The organism is Streptococcus mitis (genome assembly GCF_002096925.1).
Taxonomy (GTDB): domain Bacteria; phylum Bacillota; class Bacilli; order Lactobacillales; family Streptococcaceae; genus Streptococcus; species Streptococcus mitis_AF.
Genome location: NZ_NCVN01000084.1, coordinates 1 through 24149, shown reverse-complemented (window position 1 = coordinate 24149; position 24149 = coordinate 1). Strand labels below are relative to the sequence as shown.

24 protein-coding genes are annotated in these 24149 nt (G+C 41.2%); all 24 read right to left on the bottom strand.

Annotated features, from left to right (window positions below; all coding sequences use genetic code 11):
* Positions 1-41: 41 nt before the first annotated feature.
* Positions 42-1340, bottom strand: a complete 1299-nt coding sequence (gene purB / locus B7692_RS09120) for an adenylosuccinate lyase (protein ID WP_084930498.1) — start codon at positions 1338-1340, stop codon at positions 42-44.
* A 4-nt stretch (positions 1341-1344) separates the two neighbouring features.
* Positions 1345-3165 (bottom strand): serine/threonine-protein kinase, encoded by a 1821-nt coding sequence (locus B7692_RS09115; RefSeq protein WP_084930497.1) that lies wholly within the window; start codon positions 3163-3165, stop codon positions 1345-1347.
* 32 nt (positions 3166-3197) lie between these two features.
* Positions 3198-3362 carry a phosphoribosylaminoimidazole carboxylase gene (locus tag B7692_RS09110; RefSeq protein ID WP_419991802.1) on the bottom strand — a complete coding sequence of 55 codons (165 nt, stop codon included), beginning with the start codon at positions 3360-3362 and terminating at the stop codon, positions 3198-3200.
* A 67-nt stretch (positions 3363-3429) separates the two neighbouring features.
* Positions 3430-4125 carry a hypothetical protein gene (locus tag B7692_RS09105; RefSeq protein ID WP_049522375.1) on the bottom strand — a complete coding sequence of 232 codons (696 nt, stop codon included), beginning with the start codon at positions 4123-4125 and terminating at the stop codon, positions 3430-3432.
* Positions 4125-5216, bottom strand: a complete 1092-nt coding sequence (purK, locus tag B7692_RS09100; protein ID WP_084930495.1) for a 5-(carboxyamino)imidazole ribonucleotide synthase — start codon at positions 5214-5216, stop codon at positions 4125-4127. The genes B7692_RS09105 and purK overlap by 1 nt, the downstream gene beginning before the upstream one ends.
* Positions 5203-5694 carry a 5-(carboxyamino)imidazole ribonucleotide mutase gene (purE, locus tag B7692_RS09095; protein WP_084930494.1) on the bottom strand — a complete coding sequence of 164 codons (492 nt, stop codon included), beginning with the start codon at positions 5692-5694 and terminating at the stop codon, positions 5203-5205. The genes purK and purE overlap by 14 nt, the downstream gene beginning before the upstream one ends.
* Before the next feature lie 21 nt (positions 5695-5715).
* The gene (locus tag B7692_RS11355) at positions 5716-5832 is read right to left on the bottom strand and encodes a phosphoribosylaminoimidazole carboxylase (protein ID WP_078137223.1); all 117 of its coding nucleotides are present in this window, start codon (positions 5830-5832) and stop codon (positions 5716-5718) included.
* Between the two features lie 94 nt (positions 5833-5926).
* Positions 5927-7189, bottom strand: a complete 1263-nt coding sequence (gene purD, locus B7692_RS09085) for a phosphoribosylamine--glycine ligase (protein WP_084930493.1) — start codon at positions 7187-7189, stop codon at positions 5927-5929.
* 120 nt (positions 7190-7309) lie between these two features.
* Positions 7310-8857 carry a bifunctional phosphoribosylaminoimidazolecarboxamide formyltransferase/IMP cyclohydrolase gene (purH, locus tag B7692_RS09080; RefSeq protein WP_084930492.1) on the bottom strand — a complete coding sequence of 516 codons (1548 nt, stop codon included), beginning with the start codon at positions 8855-8857 and terminating at the stop codon, positions 7310-7312.
* A gap of 22 nt (positions 8858-8879) precedes the next feature.
* Positions 8880-9002 carry a hypothetical protein gene (locus B7692_RS11395; protein ID WP_275655657.1) on the bottom strand — a complete coding sequence of 41 codons (123 nt, stop codon included), beginning with the start codon at positions 9000-9002 and terminating at the stop codon, positions 8880-8882.
* A 44-nt stretch (positions 9003-9046) separates the two neighbouring features.
* The gene (locus tag B7692_RS09075) at positions 9047-10366 is read right to left on the bottom strand and encodes a GmrSD restriction endonuclease domain-containing protein (RefSeq protein WP_239822394.1); all 1320 of its coding nucleotides are present in this window, start codon (positions 10364-10366) and stop codon (positions 9047-9049) included.
* 35 nt (positions 10367-10401) lie between these two features.
* Positions 10402-10695: a DUF262 domain-containing protein gene (locus tag B7692_RS11350; protein ID WP_239822393.1), complete on the bottom strand. Its 294-nt coding sequence runs from the start codon at positions 10693-10695 to the stop codon at positions 10402-10404.
* Positions 10696-10697: 2 nt separating this feature from the next.
* Positions 10698-11252, bottom strand: coding sequence for a phosphoribosylglycinamide formyltransferase (gene purN / locus B7692_RS09070; RefSeq protein WP_084930491.1), 555 nt, complete (start codon positions 11250-11252; stop codon positions 10698-10700).
* The gene (gene purM / locus B7692_RS09065; RefSeq protein ID WP_045610811.1) at positions 11249-12271 is read right to left on the bottom strand and encodes a phosphoribosylformylglycinamidine cyclo-ligase; all 1023 of its coding nucleotides are present in this window, start codon (positions 12269-12271) and stop codon (positions 11249-11251) included. The genes purN and purM overlap by 4 nt, the downstream gene beginning before the upstream one ends.
* A gap of 218 nt (positions 12272-12489) precedes the next feature.
* Positions 12490-13932: an amidophosphoribosyltransferase gene (purF, locus tag B7692_RS09060; protein ID WP_000220614.1), complete on the bottom strand. Its 1443-nt coding sequence runs from the start codon at positions 13930-13932 to the stop codon at positions 12490-12492.
* A 93-nt stretch (positions 13933-14025) separates the two neighbouring features.
* A complete protein-coding gene (locus tag B7692_RS09055; RefSeq protein WP_084930490.1) occupies positions 14026-17751 on the bottom strand; it encodes a phosphoribosylformylglycinamidine synthase in 3726 nt (1241 codons plus the stop codon).
* A gap of 54 nt (positions 17752-17805) precedes the next feature.
* Positions 17806-17949: a hypothetical protein gene (locus tag B7692_RS11425; protein WP_084930543.1), complete on the bottom strand. Its 144-nt coding sequence runs from the start codon at positions 17947-17949 to the stop codon at positions 17806-17808.
* Position 17950: 1 nt separating this feature from the next.
* Positions 17951-18658, bottom strand: coding sequence for a phosphoribosylaminoimidazolesuccinocarboxamide synthase (gene purC / locus B7692_RS09045; protein WP_142360067.1), 708 nt, complete (start codon positions 18656-18658; stop codon positions 17951-17953).
* Positions 18659-18827: 169 nt separating this feature from the next.
* Complete coding sequence (gene comB, locus B7692_RS09040; protein ID WP_084930488.1) at positions 18828-20177, bottom strand: competence pheromone export protein ComB; 1350 nt, start codon at positions 20175-20177, stop codon at positions 18828-18830.
* Positions 20178-20189: 12 nt separating this feature from the next.
* Positions 20190-22343 carry a peptide cleavage/export ABC transporter ComA gene (gene comA, locus B7692_RS09035; protein ID WP_084930487.1) on the bottom strand — a complete coding sequence of 718 codons (2154 nt, stop codon included), beginning with the start codon at positions 22341-22343 and terminating at the stop codon, positions 20190-20192.
* 408 nt (positions 22344-22751) lie between these two features.
* A complete protein-coding gene (locus B7692_RS09030) occupies positions 22752-22958 on the bottom strand; it encodes a bacteriocin immunity protein (RefSeq protein ID WP_084930486.1) in 207 nt (68 codons plus the stop codon).
* 78 nt (positions 22959-23036) lie between these two features.
* A complete protein-coding gene (locus B7692_RS09025; RefSeq protein WP_084930485.1) occupies positions 23037-23216 on the bottom strand; it encodes a hypothetical protein in 180 nt (59 codons plus the stop codon).
* 9 nt (positions 23217-23225) lie between these two features.
* A complete protein-coding gene (locus B7692_RS09020; protein ID WP_060805139.1) occupies positions 23226-23393 on the bottom strand; it encodes a class IIb bacteriocin, lactobin A/cerein 7B family in 168 nt (55 codons plus the stop codon).
* 20 nt (positions 23394-23413) lie between these two features.
* Complete coding sequence (locus tag B7692_RS09015) at positions 23414-23602, bottom strand: class IIb bacteriocin, lactobin A/cerein 7B family (RefSeq protein WP_084930484.1); 189 nt, start codon at positions 23600-23602, stop codon at positions 23414-23416.
* Between the last annotated feature and the right edge of the window lie 547 nt (positions 23603-24149).

The window sequence follows — 24149 nt, the reverse complement described above, 5'->3', positions numbered from 1 at the left end:
AAAATAAACAGCGAGATTAAAGCTCGCTGTTTATTTTTTAATTAATCACCAAGTCCAAGACGTTCAAAGATATCATCCACTCGTTTAGTGTAATAAAGAGGGTTGAAAATTTCGTCGATTTCTTCTTGTGTGAGGCGTGATGTTACTTCTGGATCTGCTTCGAGAAGCGGTTTAAAGTCTACTTGGTTGTCCCAAGAGTAGGCCGTTTTTGGTTGCACCAAGTCATAGGCTTGCTCACGGGTCATGCCTTTTTCAATCAAGGTCAACATAGCGCGTTGGCTAAAAATCAAACCAAATGTCGAGTTCATGTTGCGGATCATGTTTTCTGGGAAGACTGTCAAATTCTTGACAATATTTCCAAAACGGTTGAGCATGTAGTCAATCAAGATGGTCGTATCTGGTGTGATGATGCGCTCAGCTGATGAGTGAGAGATGTCACGTTCGTGCCAGAGAGCCACGTTCTCATAGGCTGTCACCATGTGACCACGGATAACACGCGCCAGACCAGTCATGTTTTCAGAACCGATTGGGTTACGTTTGTGAGGCATTGCTGATGAACCTTTTTGCCCCTTAGCAAAGAATTCTTCTACTTCGCGTTGTTCTGATTTTTGAAGACCACGGATCTCCGTTGCCATACGTTCGATAGAAGTCGCGATACTTGCAAGTACTGCAAAGTACTCAGCGTGAAGGTCACGAGGAAGCACCTGTGTAGAGATTTCTTGAGCACGAATACCCAATTTGTCGCAGACATATTGCTCTACGAATGGTGGGATGTTGGCAAAGTTACCAACCGCACCAGAAATCTTACCAGCTTCCACTCCAGCAGCTGCATGCTCGAAACGCTCGATATTGCGCTTCATTTCGCTGTACCAAGTCGCCAATTTAAGACCAAAAGTTGTAGGCTCAGCGTGCACACCGTGGGTACGCCCCATCATGATGGTGAACTTGTGCTCCTTAGCCTTATCAGCGATGATGTTGGTGAAGTTTTCAAGGTCACGACGGATGATGTCGTTGGCCTGCTTGTAGAGGTAACCGTAGGCTGTATCTACCACATCGGTAGAAGTCAAACCATAGTGGACCCACTTGCGCTCCTCACCAAGAGTCTCAGAAACCGCACGTGTGAAAGCCACCACATCGTGACGAGTCTCCTGCTCAATCTCTAAAATACGGTCGATGTCAAAGTCCGCTTTTTCACGAATCAAAGCTACATCTTCCTTAGGGATTTCCCCCAACTCAGCCCATGCCTCGTCAGCCAAGATTTCCACCTCAAGCCAAGCACGGTATTTATTTTCTTCACTCCAAATGTTCGCCATCTCAGGGCGAGAGTAACGGTCGATCATAATTTTATTCCTCACTATAATTATCTATAAAAATTTTAGACAATGTAACTTCTACATCAAAATCTGTAGAAATAACTAATTCCACTATACCTTCTTCATCATTAATTCTAATATTTCTAAATAAGTTTGAAACATCTGCTTCAAATATAGAACCCTTTTTCGTTTTTGATAAACAATAATACTTAAATCTCCAAAATATCCTTGGATTAAACTGATTGTCAAACTTCAATGAATAGTTTTTAGAATCAATTTCATAATAGTCCATAGGAAATTGGAGAGCAATCGTTCCCAAAATTTTTAATATCTCATTTCTCTTATTTTGATAAAAATCTAGATTTCTTTCAAAAAGCGCTAGTTCTAAAGGAGTATCTTTGAATTCACTTCTATAATTTGTCCAATCCAACCTAATTTTATCATAAAGTTTTTCTGACTGATTCAACTTGAAATGATTTTTTCTTAAATATTTTATTAAATATAGAATTGGAACCCCAAATATTTCTTCTTTAGTATTTTGAATAATAATATCAATATCTCTCAATATTTCCTTACAATGATAACTGCTACAAGAACTGAAAAATTTTAAAATTTTTCCAGATATAACTTTGTCACCATTTATAGATTGCAAGATTTGTTGCATTTTATTAAATAATTCTTTATCTTCTGAATTATCAACAAGATTAAGAGGTATATATAAATTATTAGAGAGATAGTGTACACTCTCATACGAAAAAGTAGACTCACATCTATCCATTATTTGTTGGAGTAGAAAGTTAGAGTACAATTCATCTGTGACACGATAATTAATCGAACAATGGTAATTTAGATTCAATTCATTCAAACTTTTATCTGGAAGTTCATTCAAAACAAACTGTGAAAAAAGTAAATCCTCACTTGATATCTTTAAAATTCTATCTTTATCTCTATCTTCAATATTATCATTATCAATAACTACATTTTGCAATTGAAATTTTTTTCTATCTAAATCACTTTTTAAAAGTTTCAAATCCATACGAACACTGTCACTTGATGGCCTTAAGTCTGGGGACGGATTAATTAATCTATCAACTAACTTATCTAATTCAAAGAGATAAGGATAAGTATACCAAATACGCTTATATTCTGACCCGTCTGGATTTTCTCCTGTAAAGCATTCATTAATGATTAACCCAAAAGAATATACATCTGACGCAAATGTGATGTTAAGGGCTGCTCCAATTTTCTTTTGTTCTGGCGATAAATAATTTCTATTTGCTAGTAAATCATCTGCAACAGTTAAATCAGATCCTTGAAAATGCGCAATTCCAAAGTCACTTAAAACCAAATTTTCATCTCTTACTAAAATATTTTCTGGCTTGATGTCTCTATGAATTATTCCTTTATCATGAGCAGCATTTATACCCTTAGATAATTGAATTAAATAATCTAATTTTTGTTCTGGTGAATAACTTTCAAATTCATCAATTACATTCCGAAAATTTTTAGGGAAATAATCCATTACTGCATATAAAAATTGAGCTCTTTGTCCGTTATTTGGATATTCTCCATGTAACTGATATTGAATAATATTTTCGTGATTATATTGTGAACAAAATTCAATATCATTTTTTAGTCTCTCAATTTTTGCCTTATTTGCAGTGCCACCGGAAGTTGGTAGTTTCATGATTTTAACAGCTTTTTCAATGCCATCACTATCTTTTGTCAAAACTACTACACCTTGGCCTCCTTGACCTAAAATTTCTATGAAACTATAATCAATAGAGCCCAAAACCTCATCAATTTTAAACTGATTTTTAAGACAATCAATCTGCTCATCCGTTAAAACCATAATTCCTCACTTCTGTTAAAGTAATTCCATGATTACTCAAACTCCTCTTCCCCAATCCATAGAGATGGATAGTGATCCAGTGTATTCAAATCTTTATCTAACGGTACATCATAAATTGCTAAATAGTTTTCTGAGGGATGAGCTACTAGTTTCTCATATTTAGCTTGTACCCTTTCATAGTCTCTACTTGCGAACATGACTTCCACCACAGCATTTCCTTTACTATCTTCCACATAGGCATGGACAAAGATTTAAATAATTTTGTTACTTCCAAAAATTCTCTTTTACATATACTACTTTATTCCAAAAACCTCCCATTATTTCATCTTCTTCAGTTATATATAAACTACTTTTTAAGATTGTCACAACAAATCGTCTATTATATGTAAACGTTTGAACAGTAAGATAGTAAAATAAAATACAAAATATAACTAACATAGCTAAACTAGCTAAAAATGAAATTAAATTGTTTTGTAATCCAGTTCTATCGGTAAAAAGTTCGCTAATTTCTTGAGAGGTTAGTGTCTCTTTTAAAAAATTTACCAAAGTTGTAACAGCAAAAATTAATATAGTAGCCAAAATACCGCAACTCCAATTTGCAAAATGACTAATTTTTTTCAGAGATAAGTCTACTTCTGAAATCAACAAGCGTACTTGTTCCTCATCTAAAAATTTCCCTTTTTTAAATTTAATAGCAATATTCTTTAAATTAAGTTTCTCTAAAACAATGGTAGTACGATAACAAGCTCCCATAAATAGAGAAATCACTATAAAAAGCATACTCTCACTAGAATTAGTAGAACTACTACCACTTTTAGAAGTTCCATAAAGTCCAATCCCCAAAAACATCACTATAAAGGAATACAGCAAGAAATATTTTAAAAATTTACTTATAAGTGAATCAAATAAAGTAACTTCCTCACGAAGTAATTTCTTGATTTCATAGTATTTTATAGGCATTACCAATCAATCCCTTTCCCAAACTCTCCCACACTATCTGGTTCATCACTAAACAAAGTCACATGCCCCATCTTGCGATTGTGCTTCGCTTCTATTTTACCATACATGTGAAGGTGGGCGCTTGGATTTTCTGTGACATATTTTTCAGCGACCTCGACGTGTTGACCGAGGACATTGAGCATGACAGCTGGAGCATGCAGTTTGATGGCTGGTAATTGTGCTCCCAGAACACCCAAAATATGCGTGTCGAATTGCGAAAAGTCGCAGGCTTCGATTGAGTAGTGTCCTGAGTTATGTGGGCGTGGGGCAATCTCATTGACGATAATATCATTAGCTGTCGCAAACATTTCCACACATAGCGTTCCAGAAAGGTTCAGTTGTTCTGCGATTTGCACTGCCATAGTTTTAGCTTTCTCAGCTAGACTTTCTGAAATGCGGGCAGGCACAATGGTCTTAGAGAGGATGTTGTTACGGTGGATATTTTCCTGAACTGGGAAAACCGTCACATCCTTGCCATTCCCAGAAACGATAACCGAAATTTCAAGATCAAAATTGACAAATTCTTCCAAAACGCAGTCTGCTGAGTCAGCTAGCGCATAGGCTTCTGTCAAATCTTCTGCTGAGCGAATGACCTTTTGTCCATGCCCATCATAGCCACCTGTCGCAGTCTTGAGGACATAGTTTTTCGATAAATCGATATCTGCTAAGTCTTGGCTAGAAGTCACAACCTTGTAAGGTGCCACAGTGACTTTTGCCTTGTTTGAAAGGAAGTCCTTCTCAAAGATACGGTTTTGTGAAATGCGGAGCAGATCTGTTCCTTGAGGGAGCTGCCCATCCTTGATGACAGCATCCAAACCATCGGCGTCGACATTTTCAAATTCATAGGTAAGAACATCACAGCGCTCTGCCAACTGACGGAGGGCATCCACATCGTTATAAGGTGCCACGATGATTTCCGCCACACGAGAAGCTGGGCAATCCGCCGCAGGATCCAGAGCGATAACCTTATGACCCATGTAGATAGCTGAGATCGCCATCATCTGACCCAGCTGACCGCCACCTATAATTCCGATTGTTTTAGATGAGCTCATTTGTAGACTCCTCTGCGATTTTTCCTTGCTCTTCTACAAAATCTGCCAATGCTGTCGCGATAGCCTGATCTTCTACTGAAAGGAGACGGAGGGCGAAGAGGGCAGCGTTAGTCGCACCTGCTTCACCAATAGCCATGGTTGCTACTGGTACTCCACCCGGCATCTGTACTATAGAATAGAGTGAATCCACGCCACTAAGCGCGCGTGATTTGACTGGCACGCCGATGACTGGAAGAGTTGTTTTGGCAGCTACCATTCCTGGCAAGTGGGCTGCGCCTCCAGCACCTGCGATGATGATCTTAATACCACGGCTACGCGCTTCTTCTGCATGCTTGAACATGAGGTCTGGTGTGCGGTGGGCAGATACAACCTTTTTTTCGTAAGCAACGCTGAAGCGGTCTAGGACTTCGGCGGTTTTTTGCATGGTTGCCCAGTCGGATTTTGAGCCCATGATGATGGAAATAATTGGTTTGGTCATAATTTTCCTTTCTTTTTTCAATCACCTTAGGTTGTGAGGGACGGCAGCAGCCACCAAAGGTGTCTCATGCCTAAATTGGAAGCCCAAGGTCTTCCAATTTCCCTGAACGATTGGATTGTCATTCAATCGTTCTTTCACAACGACGGTGATTGTTCTATATTAGCTCGCTAACGCTCGCAAATCAAACGACCATTATCATATTTGGCGACTTCGTCGCGTTATTCTTATATCTTTACTTAATTGCCTTGCTTCCAATATCTGTTCGGTAGAAGAGGCCTTCTGTTTTTTGTTGGGAGAGTTCTTGGTAGATGGTTTCTTGGGATTCTTTAACGGTATCGGATGTGGTGACGAGCATATAGACACGTCCACCGTTTGATAGCAGTGCTCTGCTATTTTCCGCAAACTTAGCCCCTGCATAGTAGGTGATGATGTCGCCTTCTGTCTTGGCTGGCAACTTGGCACCTTTTTCATAGTCTAGCGGATAGCCGTTTGATGCGACAACCACACCCAGAGTCACACCCTTATCTGTCCACGTGATGTTTGGCTCCTTGCCATCGAGGATATCCGTAATATTTTGGGCAAAGTCAGATGTCAAACGAGGCAAGATGATTTGCGTTTCAGGATCTCCGAAACGAGCGTTGAACTCGATGACCTTAGGCCCATCAGTTGTCAAGATAAGCCCTGCGTAAAGGACACCCAGATAAGGGCGACCTTCTTTAATCATCCCTTCAAGGACTGGCTTGACAATGGTGTCAACCGCTGTGGCAATCACGCTCTCTGGCAAGTGAGGAACTGGCGCATAAGCTCCCATACCACCTGTGTTAGGCCCTTTGTCGCCATCGTAGGCACGTTTGTGGTCCTGAGCCGTTGGCATGATGTAGAACTTATCACCATTGACAAAGGCAAAGAGTGAAAATTCCTCCCCATCAAGGAATTCCTCAATAACTACACGCGCACCTGAGTCACCAAATTTATTGTCCAAAAGCATCTCGTGAGCTGCTTCGACTGCTTGCTCAACCGTCTCCGCAACGACGACACCCTTCCCAAGCGCCAAGCCATCCGCCTTGACCACGATAGGCGCACCCTGCTTTTCGATATAGGCCTTGGCTTCCTCGAAATCTGAAAATGTGCCATAGGCTGCTGTCGGAACGCCGTATTTGACCATGATTTCCTTGGCAAAATCCTTGGACCACTCCAGCTCAGCTGCCAATCTTGTCGGACCAAAGGCTTTGAGACCAGCTGCATGGAAATCATCCACAATCCCAGCCGCAAGGGCGTCATCTGGCCCGATAAAGGTCCAAGCAATATCGTTGGTTTTGGCAAACTCAATCAATTTAGAATGTTCGGAAATGGAGATATTTACCACCTCCAAACCATCCAGAGTCATCCCATCATTCCCAGGAGCAACAAAAACCTTTTCTACCTCTTTTGACTCAAGCAACTTCTTAGCAATCGCATGTTCACGACCACCCGAACCGACAACTAACAGCTTCATCTTACAACCTCTTTTGCGAATTATTTACTAACATTATACCACAAACGTTCGTTTTAATCTTGTTTCACTCCACGTTTTTACGCAAAAAAGGAAAGAAACTGTTTTCTTTCCTTTACGTTCTTAATGTCTAAAATGTCTCACACCTGTGAAGATCATGGTCAGGCCATATTTATCCGCAGCTTCAATGGATTCTTGGTCACGGACTGATCCACCTGGCTGGATGATGGCCTTGATACCTGCTTTGGCGATTTCTTCCACATTATCCGCAAATGGGAAGAAGGCATCCGAAGCAAGAACAGCGCCGTCCAGACGGTCTTTAGCTTGATCAATAGCGATGCGAACAGAAGCCACACGGTTGGTTTGACCCGGGCCAACACCAAGTGTCATGTGGTCATTGGTGATGATGATACCATTTGATTTGACATACTTGATAGCTTTCCAAGCAAACTCAAGAGCTGTCGCTTCTGTCTCAGTTGGTTGGCGTTTGGTCACCACTTGCCAGTCAGCTGGGCTTTCCTTGACCACGTCTTGGTTTTGCACCAGAAGTCCACCTACTACGCCTGTGTATTCTGCTTCCACTTCGCTAGCGTCTTGTGCGTCAAATGGCAAGGCAAGGATACGCAAGTTTTTCTTTTTGTTGGTTAAAATGGCTAGCGCCTCATCCGTATAGCTTGGTGCGATAATGATTTCAAGGAAAACGCCGTGCATCTTCTCAGCTGTCGCAGCATCCACCTCACGGTTGAGAACAACGATACCACCAAAGATAGACACTGGGTCAGACTCATAAGCGTAGTCCCAAGCTGTTTCGATATCATCAGCTTGACCAATTCCACATGGGTTCATGTGTTTGAGAGCCACAACGGTTGGACGGTCTTTAAAATCACGGATGATACGAATGGCCGCATCAGCGTCACGGATATTATTAAATGACAATTCCTTACCGTTAAGCTGTTTGGCTGAAGCAATGGAGTAATCAGTCGGCAAAGCTTTTTGGTAGAAGTCCGCGTCTTGTTGAGGGTTCTCACCGTAACGCATGGCTTGTTTGAGATCATAGGTCAAGGTCAACTTTTCAGGTTTGCTTTCACCCACTTGAGCTGTAAAATACTCTGCAATCAAGGCATCATAAGCTGCCGTATGACGGAAAACCTTGGCTGCCAAACGTTGACGCGTTTCATAAGTCGTTTCACCATTTGCTGACAATTCGTCAAGAATCACAGCATAATCCTCTGGGTCTACAACAACTGTTACGCTGGCGTGGTTCTTCGCTGCTGAACGAAGCATAGATGGACCACCAATATCGATATTCTCCACCGCATCCGCATAAGTCACATCTGGTTTGAGGATGGTTTCCTTAAATGGGTAAAGGTTAACTACAACAAGATCGATAAGCTCAATCTGATTGTCCTTAGCCGCTTCTAAATGGCTATCAAGGTCACGACGAGCGAGAAGCCCACCGTGGATATTTGGATGAAGGGTCTTGACACGACCGTCCATCATCTCTGGGAACCCAGTCACATCATCGATGGCAATGGTGTTCACCCCAGCATTATCAAGGGCAACCTTGGTTCCACCTGTTGAGATGATCTCCCAACCGAGTTTTTTAAGTTCTTGGACAAATTCAACAATGCCCGCTTTGTCTGAGACGCTGATTAAGACGCGTTTAGTCATTTTTCTTCCTTTCATTCCTAGTTTATATATCTAAAAATTGTTGACGAACTTCATCTGAATCAACTTTTTGAAACATTTTTAAAAAATTTATATAATTATCTGTAAGTTCTGTAGGAATTTCAATTTTAAATTGTCTTGTTTCCATATATTCTTCAGAAATCTTATTCAATCCCCAACTTGATAATAAATTTATAAGTTCATCAGCAATGCGGATATCTCTTTCACGAATTTCATCAAGTCTCCAATCACTTTTATCCTTAGATAAATCTTGTACCAATGTAATTGATGATTTTTGATAAGTTTCTTCTTCTTAGCAAAATATCCGTTACTAGCAATAATATTCAGTTTCTTCTCAAAAGGTATCTTATTACCAATATGTTCTATCAAATCCCTAACTTCTCTTTCTGAATTATCTGGAAAGAAACTAGTTTGCCACTTTTGAGGTAAAATATGCTCTATTTCCCATTTTTCTGGTAATAATTCATCTTGTTTTTGATAAGCCAGTACCTTTAGAAGCATCCGAACCGTATTTCGATGTGCATTCTTTACTTTTTCTTTGAATTCTTCTTCATCAACTAAAGAGAAATCAAATTTAGGTGTTTTAGATTGATAAACTGAGGCATTCAAATTTAAAATACTACGCTTGACTGCGTTTATTGTTGGAGTAACTACGTACCTTGCTGACAAAACTGCAAATAAATTTCTTAAAAAGTTCAAAAAATCTGACTCAAAATTTTCAGAGCTTTTGTAACGTAAATAATATATTACTACAGGATACTTCCAAAATTCATTCGGATAAGAGGATAGAGAATCCAGTACTTTAAGAATTTCTTTATTCTCTGACCAATTCTCGCCTTCCACAACTATCCTATTATTAATAACTGTCCATAAACTTACTAGTAAACGAAGATTCGTCAATAAGTCACTTTGATATAATTTTTCAAATTGATTCTGAGAATAGTATTTTCTAATACCCGGAGTTGTAGTATTTCTATCATTCTCTTTAGCTCTCAGATAAAACATATAGTAATAAAACAACTTTTGAATACTCTCATTTGCATTTGATGCGGATTCATCAATCAGTTTCCACTCTTCGATAAAATCCTTTTTCTGACTATTGTCTATATAGTTATATATCTTAGCCTTAAAAATATCTGCATCAGATAAAGCTAGTCCTCTATCATTTAGTGTAGAAAATATTGTCAGTGCAGTATCCTGTGAATCAGCAGTAATAGGAAGCAAAATAGCTCTATTTAAAACATTTTGAATAAACCAGTAAAACAATTCTGGTTCTTTACTTGCATAATCTTCAATTAACTCCACAAATAACTTATAGTTTTCAGAATAAGTGTCTTTTCTTCCTTTTTCTGTTTCTCCCGTAACTAATATATTTGTAAAAATATTATTTTCTTCTTCACCAACAACTCTTGAAACTATTAAGACTTTTTCAAAATCAACTTCTGCCGTAAGTTCATCTTGTTCCCACATTGCTGCTTCAATCTGTCGCATAAAATTCTTTGACTGAAGAGTTTCACTCATAGAACTCAGTTTAGAATTAGAGCTCTTAAAAGCAAAAATAAAGAAGTAATGCGTTGCTGCCCATCTATAATTTCTTGTTCGTTCTCATCATTCTCATATGCTACAATAGTGCCTAAAAAGTATGTACTGTCTTTTTCTTCACCACTGGTATACTCAACTAAGTCATCAAATAGAGTCTGAATCTGATCAGTTGTCCATGCATATGGTCTCTGATATTCTGGAATAGCGAATTTCTTATTTTTCCCTGATCCAAGTAATTCCTTTACAGTCTGTTTATTAACCTCTATAGTTGTTACCATATTTAACACTTCCTCTCCACTCCCAAACTATCCAACACCTCTGGATACAACTTGTACTCTGCCTCATGAATGCGAGCTTCAAAGTTTTCGATGGTATCATCAGCTAATCGTGGTACGCGTACTTGTTTGATAACCTTTCCAGTATCCACACCTGAATCCACCCAGTGAATGGTCACACCACTCTCAGCAACACCAGCATTCCAAGCGTCCTCAATTCCGTGAGCTCCTGGAAATTCTGGCAAATAGGCTGGATGAATGTTAATGATTCGTCCTTCATAAGCCGCCAATAAGGTTGGCCCAACGATTTTCATGTAGCCTGCTAGACAAACCAAGTCAATCTGGTGCTCTTCCAAGAGTTCGACAATGGCTACTTCGTAGTCTGCCTTGCTCTCAAACTCCTTAAGTTCAAAAGCATAGGACAGAACGCCGAGTTGCTCTGCACGCTCCAGCACATAGGCATCTCGGTAATCTGAAAAGATAAACTCCACTGGAAATTCTTCGGCAATCACCTGAAAATTTGAGCCATTACCAGAGGCAAAAACCGCTATTTTTTTCATTTGATGATGACACTTTCGTTTTCTTTCTTGACGATGCGACCAATTTCATAGACTGGTTCATCCAACAATTCCTTGACACGACTTACATTTTCAGGGCTAACTGCCAGCATAAGCCCCACACCCATATTGAAGATTTCAAACATTTCTTCATGTTTGATCTGACCGTATTTTTCAAGGGCTTTGAAAATTGGAAGCACGGGAACCTTGTCTTCTTCAATCTCAGCAGCTAGGTCATCTGCAAACATACGAGGGACATTTTCGATAAAGCCACCACCAGTGATGTGGGCAATGCCGTTGACCAACCCTTCCTTGATGAGTGGTAATACAGCCTTGACATAGATACGAGTCGGCTCAAGAAGAACTTCCTTGAGTTTCTTTCCTTCCAATTCTGGCAAGACTTCCTCACCTGTGTAGTCCGCAAAAACACGACGGACGAGAGAGTAACCATTGGAGTGAATCCCACTTGAAGCAAGTCCAAGAAGAACATCTCCTTCAGACACCTTTGAGCCGTCAATGATTTGAGATTTTTCAGCCACACCAACTGCAAAACCAGCCAAGTCATAGTCATCTTCGCCGTACATGCCAGGCATTTCAGCCGTTTCCCCACCAATGAGAGCAGCGCCTGCCTGCACACAACCTTCTGCCACACCAGCAACGACTTGCTCTAGCTTAGCTGGTTCATTCTTCCCTGTCGCTACATAGTCAAGGAAATAGAGGGGCTCCGCACCTGCAGCAATGATATCATTGACACACATGGCCACACAGTCCTGACCGATGGTATCGTGCTTGTCGTACTTGATAGCCAGCATGAGCTTGGTTCCGACACCATCAGTTCCTGAAATCAAGACGGGTTCTTTAACCCCAGTCTTTGAAAGGTCAAACATACCACCAAAGCCACCAAGAGCTCCCATGACACCTGCACGCTCCGTACGAGCCACGTGCTTTTTAATCCGTTCAACAACTTCATAACCCGCTTCAACATCCACGCCCGATTGAGCGTATGCATTTTTATTTGTCATCTATTTATTCCTTTTCTTTTTTTTGGGAAAGACTGCGACGTATTTTTAGATAAACAATTATTTTATCTAAAAATACTAGTCAGGTCTCTAGCTTTGGTTCCATAGGAGAAAGCGTCTACTGACAAATGCTATAGCTTTTAGTCAGTGGTGAGACGTGAAGCATAAGCATTCTTATTTGTCATTTTTATATTCCTTTTCTTTAACGGAAGATCTGTCATCTATTTGTAAAAACTAGTCTTTTCTTCCAAACTTCGACGATAATCTTCTTCGTAGTCGTAGAGAGGTGTTGGGTAGTCACCGTCAAAGTAAGCGACACAGAGACCACCATTTGGCGCATCTGTTTCAATCCCAATCGAATCAATCAAACCTTCAACAGAAAGGTAGGTCAGACTGTCCGCACCAATGATTTGGCGCGTTTCTTCAACCGTATGATTGGCCGCAATCAGCTCCTGACGGGTCTGGATATCAATCCCATAGAAACATGGATAAGCTAGCGCTGGACTACCAATAGCAACGTGAACTTCAGTCGCACCCGCTTCTTTCAAAAGCTGAACGATCCGACGAGAAGTTGTTCCTCGTACAATAGAGTCATCAATCATAACAACACGCTTGCCTTTGACAACACCAGAAACTGCAGACAATTTCATCCGTACCCCTTGCTCCCGCAATTCTTGAGTCGGTTGGATAAAGGTACGTTGGGTGTATTGGTTCTTGATAAGACCCATTTCATTTGGCAAACCAGATTCTTCCGCAAATCCCATGGCTGCACTGAGGGAAGAATTGGGCACACCGACCACGATATCTGCCTCATGCTTAAATTCACGCGCCAATTGGGCACCCATACGTTTACGTGCCGTATGAACATTGACACCGTGGATATTAGAATCAGGGCGAGCAAAATAGATATACTCCATAGAACAGATTGCTAACTGAGTATCATCTGTATAGCTATCATACTGGATGCCCTTGTCATCAATAATCACAATCTCACCTGGCTTCAAATCACGAATCCACTCTGCACCAATAACCTCAAAAGCACAGGTTTCAGAGGAAACCACCACCGCTCCGTTGGCCATTTTCCCGATAGAAAGCGGACGGAAACCATTGGGGTCAAGGGCCGCAATCAACTTATCCTCAAACAGCAAGATATAGGCAAAACCACCTTTGACAAGGCTGAGCGCTTCCTTGATTTTTCCCATCAAGTTCGGATTGTGACTGCGACGAATGAGGTGGGCCAAGATTTCCGAGTCCGAAGTCGCGCTGAAAATCGCTCCTCTTTGTTCCAGTTCTTTCTTGAGAGAGGCTGCATTGGTCAAGTTTCCATTATGAGCCAAGCCAAACTGCATATCATGGAATCGAAAGAGGAAAGGCTGAATGTTATCTACAGAAGCTTCGCCAGCAGTCGCATAACGCACATGCCCAATTGCACCAGTTCCTGTCAATTTATCTAAGTTAGCAGGATTTCTGAAGACTTCTGATAGAAGACCCATATCGCGATGCCGCTTTAGTTTCCCCTGATCATTGGAGAGGATTCCTGCCCCCTCCTGACCACGGTGCTGAAGACTGTGGAGACCAAAATAGGTCAATTTAGCAGCATCTGGATGTCCCCAGATACCGAAAACACCACATTCTTCATTAAGAGATTTTACTTCGTATGTCATTTTTTATACCTAATTTTTATTTGTGTAGCACCAAGAGCTAAATCTACATGACTTTTACATTACTGATACTATCTATTAGAAAATCTGTAAGTCTTATTTTCCAGTAAAGTATTTAATCGCTGACGCGAACAGGTGCTGGTCTTTATTTCCTGGGATGTTTTGGAAAAGACCGTCTTCATAACGTTCTGAGTGGCCCATCTTACCGATGATTTGGCCGTTTTTGCTAGTAATTCCCTCTATAGCATTTACAGAACCATTCGGATTGTACTTAGAATCCATACTTGGTTTTCCATCAAAGTCAACATATTGGCTGAAGATTTGTCCATTGTCACGGAGTTCAGCGAATTCCTCAGCCGTCACGACAAACTTCCCTTCACCGTGCGAAACAGGAATAGCGTGGATATCGCCCACTTGCACCCCTGTCAACCACGGCGAGTTGGTATTGGCAATACGGGTTTCCACCATCTTGGCCACGTGTTGGTTGGCATCATTGTAGAAGAGGGTTGGACTAGTACTGCTAGCATCTTCAAAGTTTCCGTATGGAAGAAGACCTGATTTGACCAAGGCCTGGAATCCATTACAGATACCGATAATCAAGCCACCACGGACGATAAAGCTATCAATAGCTACACGCACTTTTTCATTGAGCAGGATGTTGACAATAAACTTAGCTGAACCATCTGGCTCGTCCGCAGCTGAGAAACCACCTGCAAAGAAGAGGATGTTAGCCTTGCCGATGTTGTCAACCATCGTTTCAACTGACTTGACAATAGCCTCTTCATTCAAGGTCACAAATGGTACTAAGTTGACCTCTGCTCCTTCTTTTTCGAAAGCCTTAGCTGAGTCATATTCTGAGTTGGTTCCCGGGAAGACTGGGATATAGACTACCGGTTTTTCAACTTTTTCTTTAGCTTGGATGACTGTGTTAGTAGCGACAGCTGGAACTTCTGCTAGTTCTTTGGCTTGGGCAAATTCTGTTGGGTAAACTTCTTCCAATGTCCCTTGGAAGGCACTGTCAAGTTTCTGTCCATCTAGCTTCACACCGTTGACAGCCAGTGTAAAGTCTGCACTTGTTTGTCCAATTTTCTCTACTCCAGCGATTTCTTCAGGGGAAGTGAAGACAAATCCGCCCAATTGTGCTGTCAAAGCCGTTTCAAGTTCAGGCAAGGTTACTTCTGCACCGATATGATTTCCAAAAGTAGCAAGTGCCAAACTTTCAACCACACCACCATATTTGACAGCTGATGCAGATGTCACTTTGTGACCAGCTTGGATGTCTTCAAACTGAGCAAAATTAGACTTAATCAAGTCAAAATCAATCTCTGCAGCAAGAGCTTGACCTGGGATGTAGTAGATGTTTTCCCCAGCAACTTTAAATTCTGGAGAGAGCACCTTACGGCTATCTGCTGTTGTCACTCCAAAAGCAACCAAGGTTGGCGGTACTGTCAATTCTTCAAAAGTACCAGACATGGAGTCCTTACCACCGATAGATGGCAAGCCAAGCTGAATCTGAGCTTCGATAGAGCCTAGGAGAGCAGCTACCGGCTGACCAAAACGCTCAGCTTGTTTGTCCATGCGCTCAAAGTACTCTTGGTAAGAGAAACGAGCCTGAGACCATTTGGCACCAGCAGCAACCAAACGAGCAGTTGCTTCAATCACCGCATAGGCAGCACCGTGGTATGGAGACCATTCAGCTACATATGGGTTGAATCCTTGAGCCATGACTGACGCAGTATGAGTCACACCGTGTTGAACTGGTAATTTCTGCACAGATGCCTCAGTTGGTGTGAGTTGGTAACGACCACCAAGTGGGTGATTAACCGTTGAGCGTCCAACAGAGCAGTCAAAGATAGTCTGTAATCCTTTTTGACTCGCATGGTTGAGATCAGACAGAACCGCAAGGGTATCAACTTCAAGTGTGTTAGCAGATGTTTGACGCTCTTCTGGGAGTTTGACATCCTTGTCCACAACCTTAGCATCTACGACCACGCGCACACCATTGGTATCAAGGAAACGACGTTCCAAGTCGACAATGGTTTCACCATTCCAGTGCATGACTAGATTTGGTTTTTCCGTCACTGTCGCAACTACAACAGCATCAATATTTTCTTTGTTACATTCCGCAACGAAGGCATCTACATCCTCAGGACGAACCACAACTGCCATCCGTTCTTGAGATTCAGAGATGGCAATTTCGGTACCATTCAAGCCTTGGTATTTAAGAGGCACTTTGTCTAGGTCAATTTCAAGACCGTCTGCCAATTCACCGATAGCTACACAGACACCACCAGCACCAAAGTCATTGGATTTCTTAATAAGACGAGTGACATCGCCATTACGGAAAAGACGTTGAATCTTGCGCTCTTCGATGGCATTCCCTTTTTGAACCTCAGCACCAGCAGTTTCCACGGACTCAACTGTTTGAACCTTAGAAGAACCTGTCGCACCACCGACACCATCACGTCCAGTCTTACCTCCAAGGAGAATAATCACATCTCCCGCTTCCGGTTTTTCACGGACAACATTGCTCTTAGGAGCCGCTCCGACAACAGCACCTAGCTCCATGCGTTTAGCTACAAAGCCTGGGTGGAAGTATTCACGAACGTAGGTTGTTGCAAGTCCAATCTGATTCCCGTAAGAAGAATAACCATGAGCCGCTGTTTTAGAAATGACTTGTTGTGGTAATTTCCCAGCACGAGTTTCCGAAATCGGTGCTGTAATATCACCAGCACCTGAGATACGCATAGCTTGGTAAACATATGAGCGACCTGACAATGGGTCACGAATAGCACCACCGATACAAGTAGCCGCCCCACCAAATGGCTCAATTTCCGTTGGGTGGTTGTGAGTTTCATTCTTGAACATTAGGAGCCATGGCTCTTTCACACCATCAACATCCACTTCGATTTCTACTGAGCAAGCATTGATTTCGTCTGACACTTCCATATCATCCAAACGTCCATTAGCACGCTCATAACGACCGAAAATAGTCGCCATATCCATCAAGGTTTGCGGTTTTTCAGAACGCCCCAAATCCTCACGCATGGCAATATATTTGTCATAGGTCGCCTGCAATTGCTTTTGGAATTTCGATGCGGAGAAGTCAATGTGTTTCAACTCTGTCTCAAAAGTTGTGTGACGGCAGTGGTCAGACCAGTAAGTGTCCAAAACCTTGAGTTCTGTTTCCGTCGGCACGCGCTCGATTGACTTGAAATAGTCTTGGATAAAGAGCAAATCATCCACTTCCATGGCCATCCCTTGCTCAGCCTTGTAGCGAGCAAAGTCTTCTGCTGTATAGCTTTCAAAGAAAGTCAATTTTGGAATGGTCTTGTCTGACTCTGAAAATTCCTGCTTGGCAATCCCTGTCGTGATGTCCTTGAAGCGAGAATCAACTGGGTTGAGCAAGTAGTTCTTGACTGCTTCCAACTCAGTCGCATCAATATCTTTATTGACTAAGTAAAGTTGAGTGGTATTGACTGTTACATCACTCGAACTTCCTAGTAAAAGCAAGGCTTCCTGTGAAGATGCTGCACGCTGGTCAAATTGACCTGGCAGGCTTTCAATGGCAAAGAAAGCATAGTTAGCAAGATCCGCCTGCACAGCAGCTTCGTCCAAGACATGGTCTGTCACCTGCTCAGAGAAGATGTGTTTCTCTGCAGGCGCAAACAAGTCCTCAGCCAAGCTAAAGACATCATACACTTGCACAATACGAATACTTTTCAAGCTTGAAAGTCCCAAGTTGTGTTGGAGCTCTCTTACCAAACTCTCTGACTTGACCTGAAAATCAGTCTTTTTTTCAACAAAAATACGTTTATCCATCAATCCTTATTCCTTTATTTCAGCTCTTACAATGTTCCAACGACCTTGAGGTTCTTATTTCAATTCCTGCAACTTTTCCCAGACAATCTCATAAACGTCTGTTAGTTCACCTAGTCCCCTGCGGAGTGAAAAGGTCTGGGGGACCTTTTCAGCCTGAGTCCTTTTATTTGAGAGACGAAGGTTTTCCGTTACAAACAGATTATTTCAACCCCTGCAACTTTTCCCAGACAATCTCGTAAACGTCTGTTAGTTCTCCCAATCCTCTACGGAAAACATCCTTATCCATGTGGTTGCCATCCGCATCCCACAAACGGCAGTTATCTGGTGAAAATTCATCTGCCAAGATAATCTTACCATCCTTGTCAAAACCGAACTCTAGCTTAAAGTCAATCAACTTAAGACCAATCTCAGCAAACCAGCCTTTCAAAAGTTCATTGATACGACGCGTTTCTTCCTTCAAGTAGGCAATCTGCTGGTCATCCGCAATCTGTAGGAATTTCACATGCTCATCATTGATGAATGGATCATCCAAATCATCATTTTTATAGTAAAATTCAACAATCGGAATCTCCAAGGCGATTCCTTCGTCTACACCAAAACGTTTTGAAAAGGAACCAGCCGTGTAGTTGCGAAGCACGACTTCCAAAGGAATAATCTCAACCTTTTTATTGAGTTGTTCCGTGTCCGAAAGTTTCTCCACAAAGTGAGTCGCCACACCCGCCGCATTTAATTTCTCAAAAATAAAAGATGAAATCTGATTATTCAATACTCCCTTACCTGCAATCTGCTCCTTCTTGACACCATTGAAAGCAGTCGCCTGGTCCTTGTAAGTTGAAATAATAAGATTTTCATCCTCAGTTGTATAGATATCTTTAGCTTTTCCCGAATAGATCAATTGTTTTGACATTTTAAAGTTCGCCTTTCGTATTACTTGAGCACATTCTACCATAAAAAACCTAAAATTACAAGAATTTAGCCGAATAAATAACGTAGTAACTTCTAAAAACATAAAGAAAAAACTGCAAGAAGAATCTTTCTCACAGTTTTAAAATAATTTAACTCTAAAAACACGAACATTACTCTTTGTTTAAAAATTGATCCAAATAATAACGCAGGTAACTTTTCTTGCCCGTAATCATCTGTAGGCGACCTTCCACCCCATATCGAAGTTTTTCAGCCTGCTCCGAAGTTAGATTAGCCTCCGCCTCGATTTTAAAGAAATTCCCTTTTTCAGTCTTAGTAGCTGTCGCATCAATACTTGTAATAGTAGAATCTAGGAAAAGTTGATTCTTGGCATCATAAGTCGTAGTATAGCGAACAGAATCACCGACCTTGATCCTTGCTACATCCTTTGAACTGAGATAAGCTGTAAGTTTGGCTTCCCCTTCTTTTTCCAAGGATGGATAGAGCTGGGCTAGTAGAGCACCTTCTGCAACCATGGTAGAATCACTGGTCTCAGGATTAAGATGAAGCACCCCATCCTCACTCGCCGTAATTTTCCCCTTGTCTAAAAGATTTCCCTGTACCTTCTTACCTGACTCCACCTCCAAGATTTTCTGGTCTAGAAGGGTCAATTCCTGACCAACCTTTGCCAAGTGTTGGGATTTGAGAGACTCCAATTGACTGCTTAAGCCTGACGCATAGGCTTGCTGGGTACCTGAACCTGCATACTGAACACGGTAAGTAGCAAGACTGGATTCTAACTGAGAGAGCTGTGCTTCTACCTGAGCAACAGCCTGGGCCTTAGATTGCGGATTTTCCTCGCCCTGAGACTTATAGGACTGGTAGAGAGAGTAGGCTAGATTCTGACTGGCCAAGGAAGCACCTGTTTCCATAGCTGACTTAGCTGTCTGGTAATCGCGAATTTTAGCCTCTGTTTGACTGATGAGGTTCCCGATTTCGGCTTGGGTTTGACTAGCTGCTGCATTCTGGGACGCGATGGTCTCATTTTGTTGCGATGTACTAGCCCTAAGACTGCCTGCTTGACTGATGTAGTCGCGAAAGGTGGCTTGGTAGCCAAACTTATCCTCCTCTGGAAAGTGGTTCTCCCCTTCTTGCAGGCTCTTTTGCAAATACTCCAATTGCTTTTTTTGATCCTTGAGCATGTCCAACTGACTAGCATAGGCCTCCGCTTGGACACCCTCTGCCCCTTCTTGATATTGAACCAACAGTTCTCCCTTTTTAACCAACTTATTTTCTTCCAAATGATTAACAAGAATACGATTGTTGCTAGTTGACTGGATATTTGCAAGGATTCGACTAGGCTCGACAGTAGCTCTAGTAGACAAACTCATCTCCTTCTCTGCAAATATTGCAAAGCCAAGTAAAAACACAAGCAGAAGGGACATGGGGACAATCACCCGACTGGAAAAATTATGGTAACGACGATTATAAAACTCCGCACTTTCTAAAAATTCTGGTTTCATCCTCTCCTCTTTCTAGCTATTCACCAAATGGGCGTAAAAGCCACCCTGTGCAAGTAAATCAGCATGATTTCCTTCTTCAACAATCTTGCCCTGATCCAAGACAACAACCTTCTCTGTCCGCTCAGCAATGGTCAAGCGGTGAGCAATGAAAATCAAGGTCTTGTCTAAAGCCATGAGATTATCGACAATTCGCTTCTCAGTCAAGATATCCAGACTGCTAGTTGCCTCATCCAAAATCAAGACAGGCGCATCTGTCAAGAGAGCACGCGCCAGAGCAATTCTCTGACGTTGACCACCTGAGATCCCTGCCCCATCCGAAGTCAACTCTGTCTGATAATTCAGTGGCATACGCTCGATATCCTCCCGAATCTCTGCCAATTCGACCGCCCGTAAGATATCCTCTTGAGTCGTCCCTTCCTTGGCTCCAAGGAGAAGATTCTCCAAAATCGTTCCGTTAAAGACATAGGGCTGTTGAGGCAGATAGTTGATATACTGGCGCAGGGCTTTTTTATCAATCTGATTAAGATTGACACCACCCAGACTAATCTCTCCCTGACTTGGATCATAAAAATTAACCATCATCTTGGCCAAGGTCGTCTTACCTGACCCTGAGATTCCCACAAAAGCCACCTTAGAACCCTGCGGAATAGTCAAATTGATATCTGACAAGACATCTCGACCATAACCATACTTATAGTAAACCTGCTTGAAAGTCATCTCTCCCTTCATCAAGCTCAGATCCCCAACTGTTTTCTTCTCCTCAAACTCAGAAGCTACCAGATAAACCTCATTCAGACGGTTATTGGCGACCTGCGCTGTCTGAAGTTTGGTTTGCAGGTTGATGATGTTTTCTAAAGGATTTGTAAAGTAAACAAGCAAGGTATTATAGGTAATCAACTGTCCCAAACTCATCTTGCCATCCATGACCAGAACAGCCCCCATCCAGAGAATGCCGACATTGAGCAAGAGATGGGCAACTTTTTTCAGAGCCTTTTGCTGACTCTCTGCCCGACTATAGGTAAAGGATTTCTTCAGATAATCCACAAATTCCTTGTCAATCTTTTGATAACGTGAACTTTCACTAGTCAAGGACTTGATAGTCTCAATACCGTTGATGTCCTCAATGATAGAAGAAGATAAAACCGCATTGGCTTCCATGGTATCCCGATTCATCTTTTCAAACGGCTTCATAAAGGCAAAGATAATCACTGTGTAGATAGGAAGCGCCAATAAGGTCATGAAAAAGAGATTGGTATTCTGTGAAAATAAAACAAGGGAAATAATGATAACCGTTGACACATCTAGGAAAATCGAAAGAATAGTCGAAGCCAGTGCATCGATGATACTGTTAGCATCTGTAAAACGAGAAACAATTTCCCCTGTCCTGCGTGTCGCAAAAAAGGACATCGGCAGGTGAAAAACATGCTTGATATAGGATAAAATCACATCAATGGACAAACGTTGCCCAAAAACAAGTAAGAGATACTCCTGAGCGTAAGACAAGATCTGCTGGAGAATATAGACGATAACCAGCCCAATAGAAATAATTCCCAGCGTCGAACGCATCTGATCTGGCACATAGGTATCAATGATAGACTGCAGATAATAAGAACCCACAATGTTAATCAAGGTTACCAAGAGTGTCGCCAAAACGATATTGGTAATCAAGCCACGCTGCTTCACCAATATAGGGATAAAAGAGAGCAGGCCATTTTTTTGATCCTTATGAGGCTTGTAGTCTGGACTAGGTGCCATAAAAAGCGTCACTCCTGTCCATTCTTCCGCAAAACGCTCACGTGGCAGTTTGGTCAATTTCACCCCAGGATCTGGATCGGCAATATGAATGTTGTCCCTGTCCTGCCCAGTCACCACATAGTAGTGGAGCAATTTCCCTTCCTTAAGCACATGAGCAACAAAAGGAAAGGTCAAATCTGGCAAGTCAAAGAGCGTCATATCCGCCTTAATGGCCCGCGTCTCAAAGCCAATCTCCTCTGCCACCTTGACCAAGCCCAAAGCCGTTGTCCCATCCATGGTTGTCTTGGCCAATTCTCGTAAGTGAGCCAAAGAATAGTAACTACCATAGTAGCCAAAAATCATGGCTAATGAAGCTACACCGCAATCCATCTGATCTACCTGCGGACGATAGTGACGTTTCCCAAATTTCATATTCATCTCCTTTTCCTAAACTCATCTGATAACAACTATCTTACCCCAATTCCCAAACAAAAACTGGACTTCCTCCCCAAATGCGCCTATCTCCCTCCCAAATGCACTTTTGGGATAAAAAAATAGGCAGAACAAATGTCCTACCTAAAATATGATATGAAAGGAAAGTGATGTTTTACTGACACCCTAGGCAAACTTGGAACAAATAAATCATTGATAGTAACACTTACGACATCCTATTTATTACTTCAATTACTAATGTCCCTACTATTTCTAAGCCACCTATGGTATGATCCATTCCTAGTCAGAATAGATAACACCGTTCTAAATTACGATTCATAGTTACTCCTTTTTTTGATTCGTTACTATAAGACACCTATTCCCTATAGAACGTCTACTGCTTCAAATTTATCGATTCTTTTTTTCTTTACTTCTGTATAAAAGAATGAAGACCATCATAAATAATGCAACCGTAGGTATATTAGAATTATCAAACCAAGTAGGTAAAGAAACTTTATTTATGTCAGCTACTAATCTGACGATGATATAAGACATTGAACTAAGTAATACCATGATTTCAGGCAAAACTTTCAATATTGATTTAACGAATTTCATATTAAACTCCAATGTGATGCATTCTTAGATTCTACCCTAACCATTTTCAGTGCAGACTAACAAGTCATTCTTAACTGCTCACTCTACGTGCTTTTTATTGACCTTATATCCTAGATAAAAGAGCCCAAATAAAACAGGGTAAATTTCTGGATAAAATAGGGTATTGATTGGATTTCTCAAAATCAAATACGTTGCGATGTAGACTATGAGCGATACGATAAAATACCCTTCAGCAAAACCTAATAAAAATGTTTTCATAAGAAACTCCTAATTACCTGATAAGAGTGCTCGAGTTGTCAGAATAGCTCCACCAGTATATACAAATCCTTTAACAAAACCAGCGGCAATAGGGATAAGGAGAGGTAATGCTCCCCCTTGAATTTCCTGCAAGTCTGTATTAGTCATTTTTTCAAATTTTAAAATAGATTTTTCCATAGCAATTTCTCCTTTAATTTTTACCACTTACCTGTCACATAATGATAACCTGCAATTCCCACTGCAGCAACTCCACCAGCAATTTTGGCTGCCGTCACGGGATTAGCGATTACCCAAGCTACAAGAGGCAACGCTCCCCCATCTACATTCATCAACTCTTCTTCTGTAAGAGTTACAAAGTTTTGTTCCATTTTGTCAAAATTTGTCATCTTTTTTCTCCTTTATTTCTATTTTTTAGTTTACGACTTCTGGCTCTTAAACCATTTTAAAAACCAGAATAGATAAATTACTGAATTCCTTTTCCTTCCTTTTCGTCTCACTTATCTATTTGAGAAGTGATTTAAAATGAACAGGTAAATTTCATTTATTTTAAATACCATTTGATAAACCATGGTAATAAGATTGGTAAATACATCGCGTAATCTCCTTCCTTTTCTTCTCACTTATTTATTCGAAAAATAATTCGAAAATGTACAATTAATTAAATTTTATTTGAAAAATAATTTAATGAACCACGGATAAAAACCAGTCACATACATAAACACTCCTCCTTTTTCTTCCTTATCTATCTATTCGTAATTCCCACTAAAAGTTCTAAATTTTTTATTTTTCCTGACAATCATGACCACCCGTCAAACGGGTGGTTTGTCCCAGAGCTATAAGCCCAAATTACCAGCCAGCGCCTAAAGACGCTGGCTTTCACTTTGTTCAAGCCTTATTGCTCTTGACTCGTCACTTGCCTCTCAAAGAGGCTTT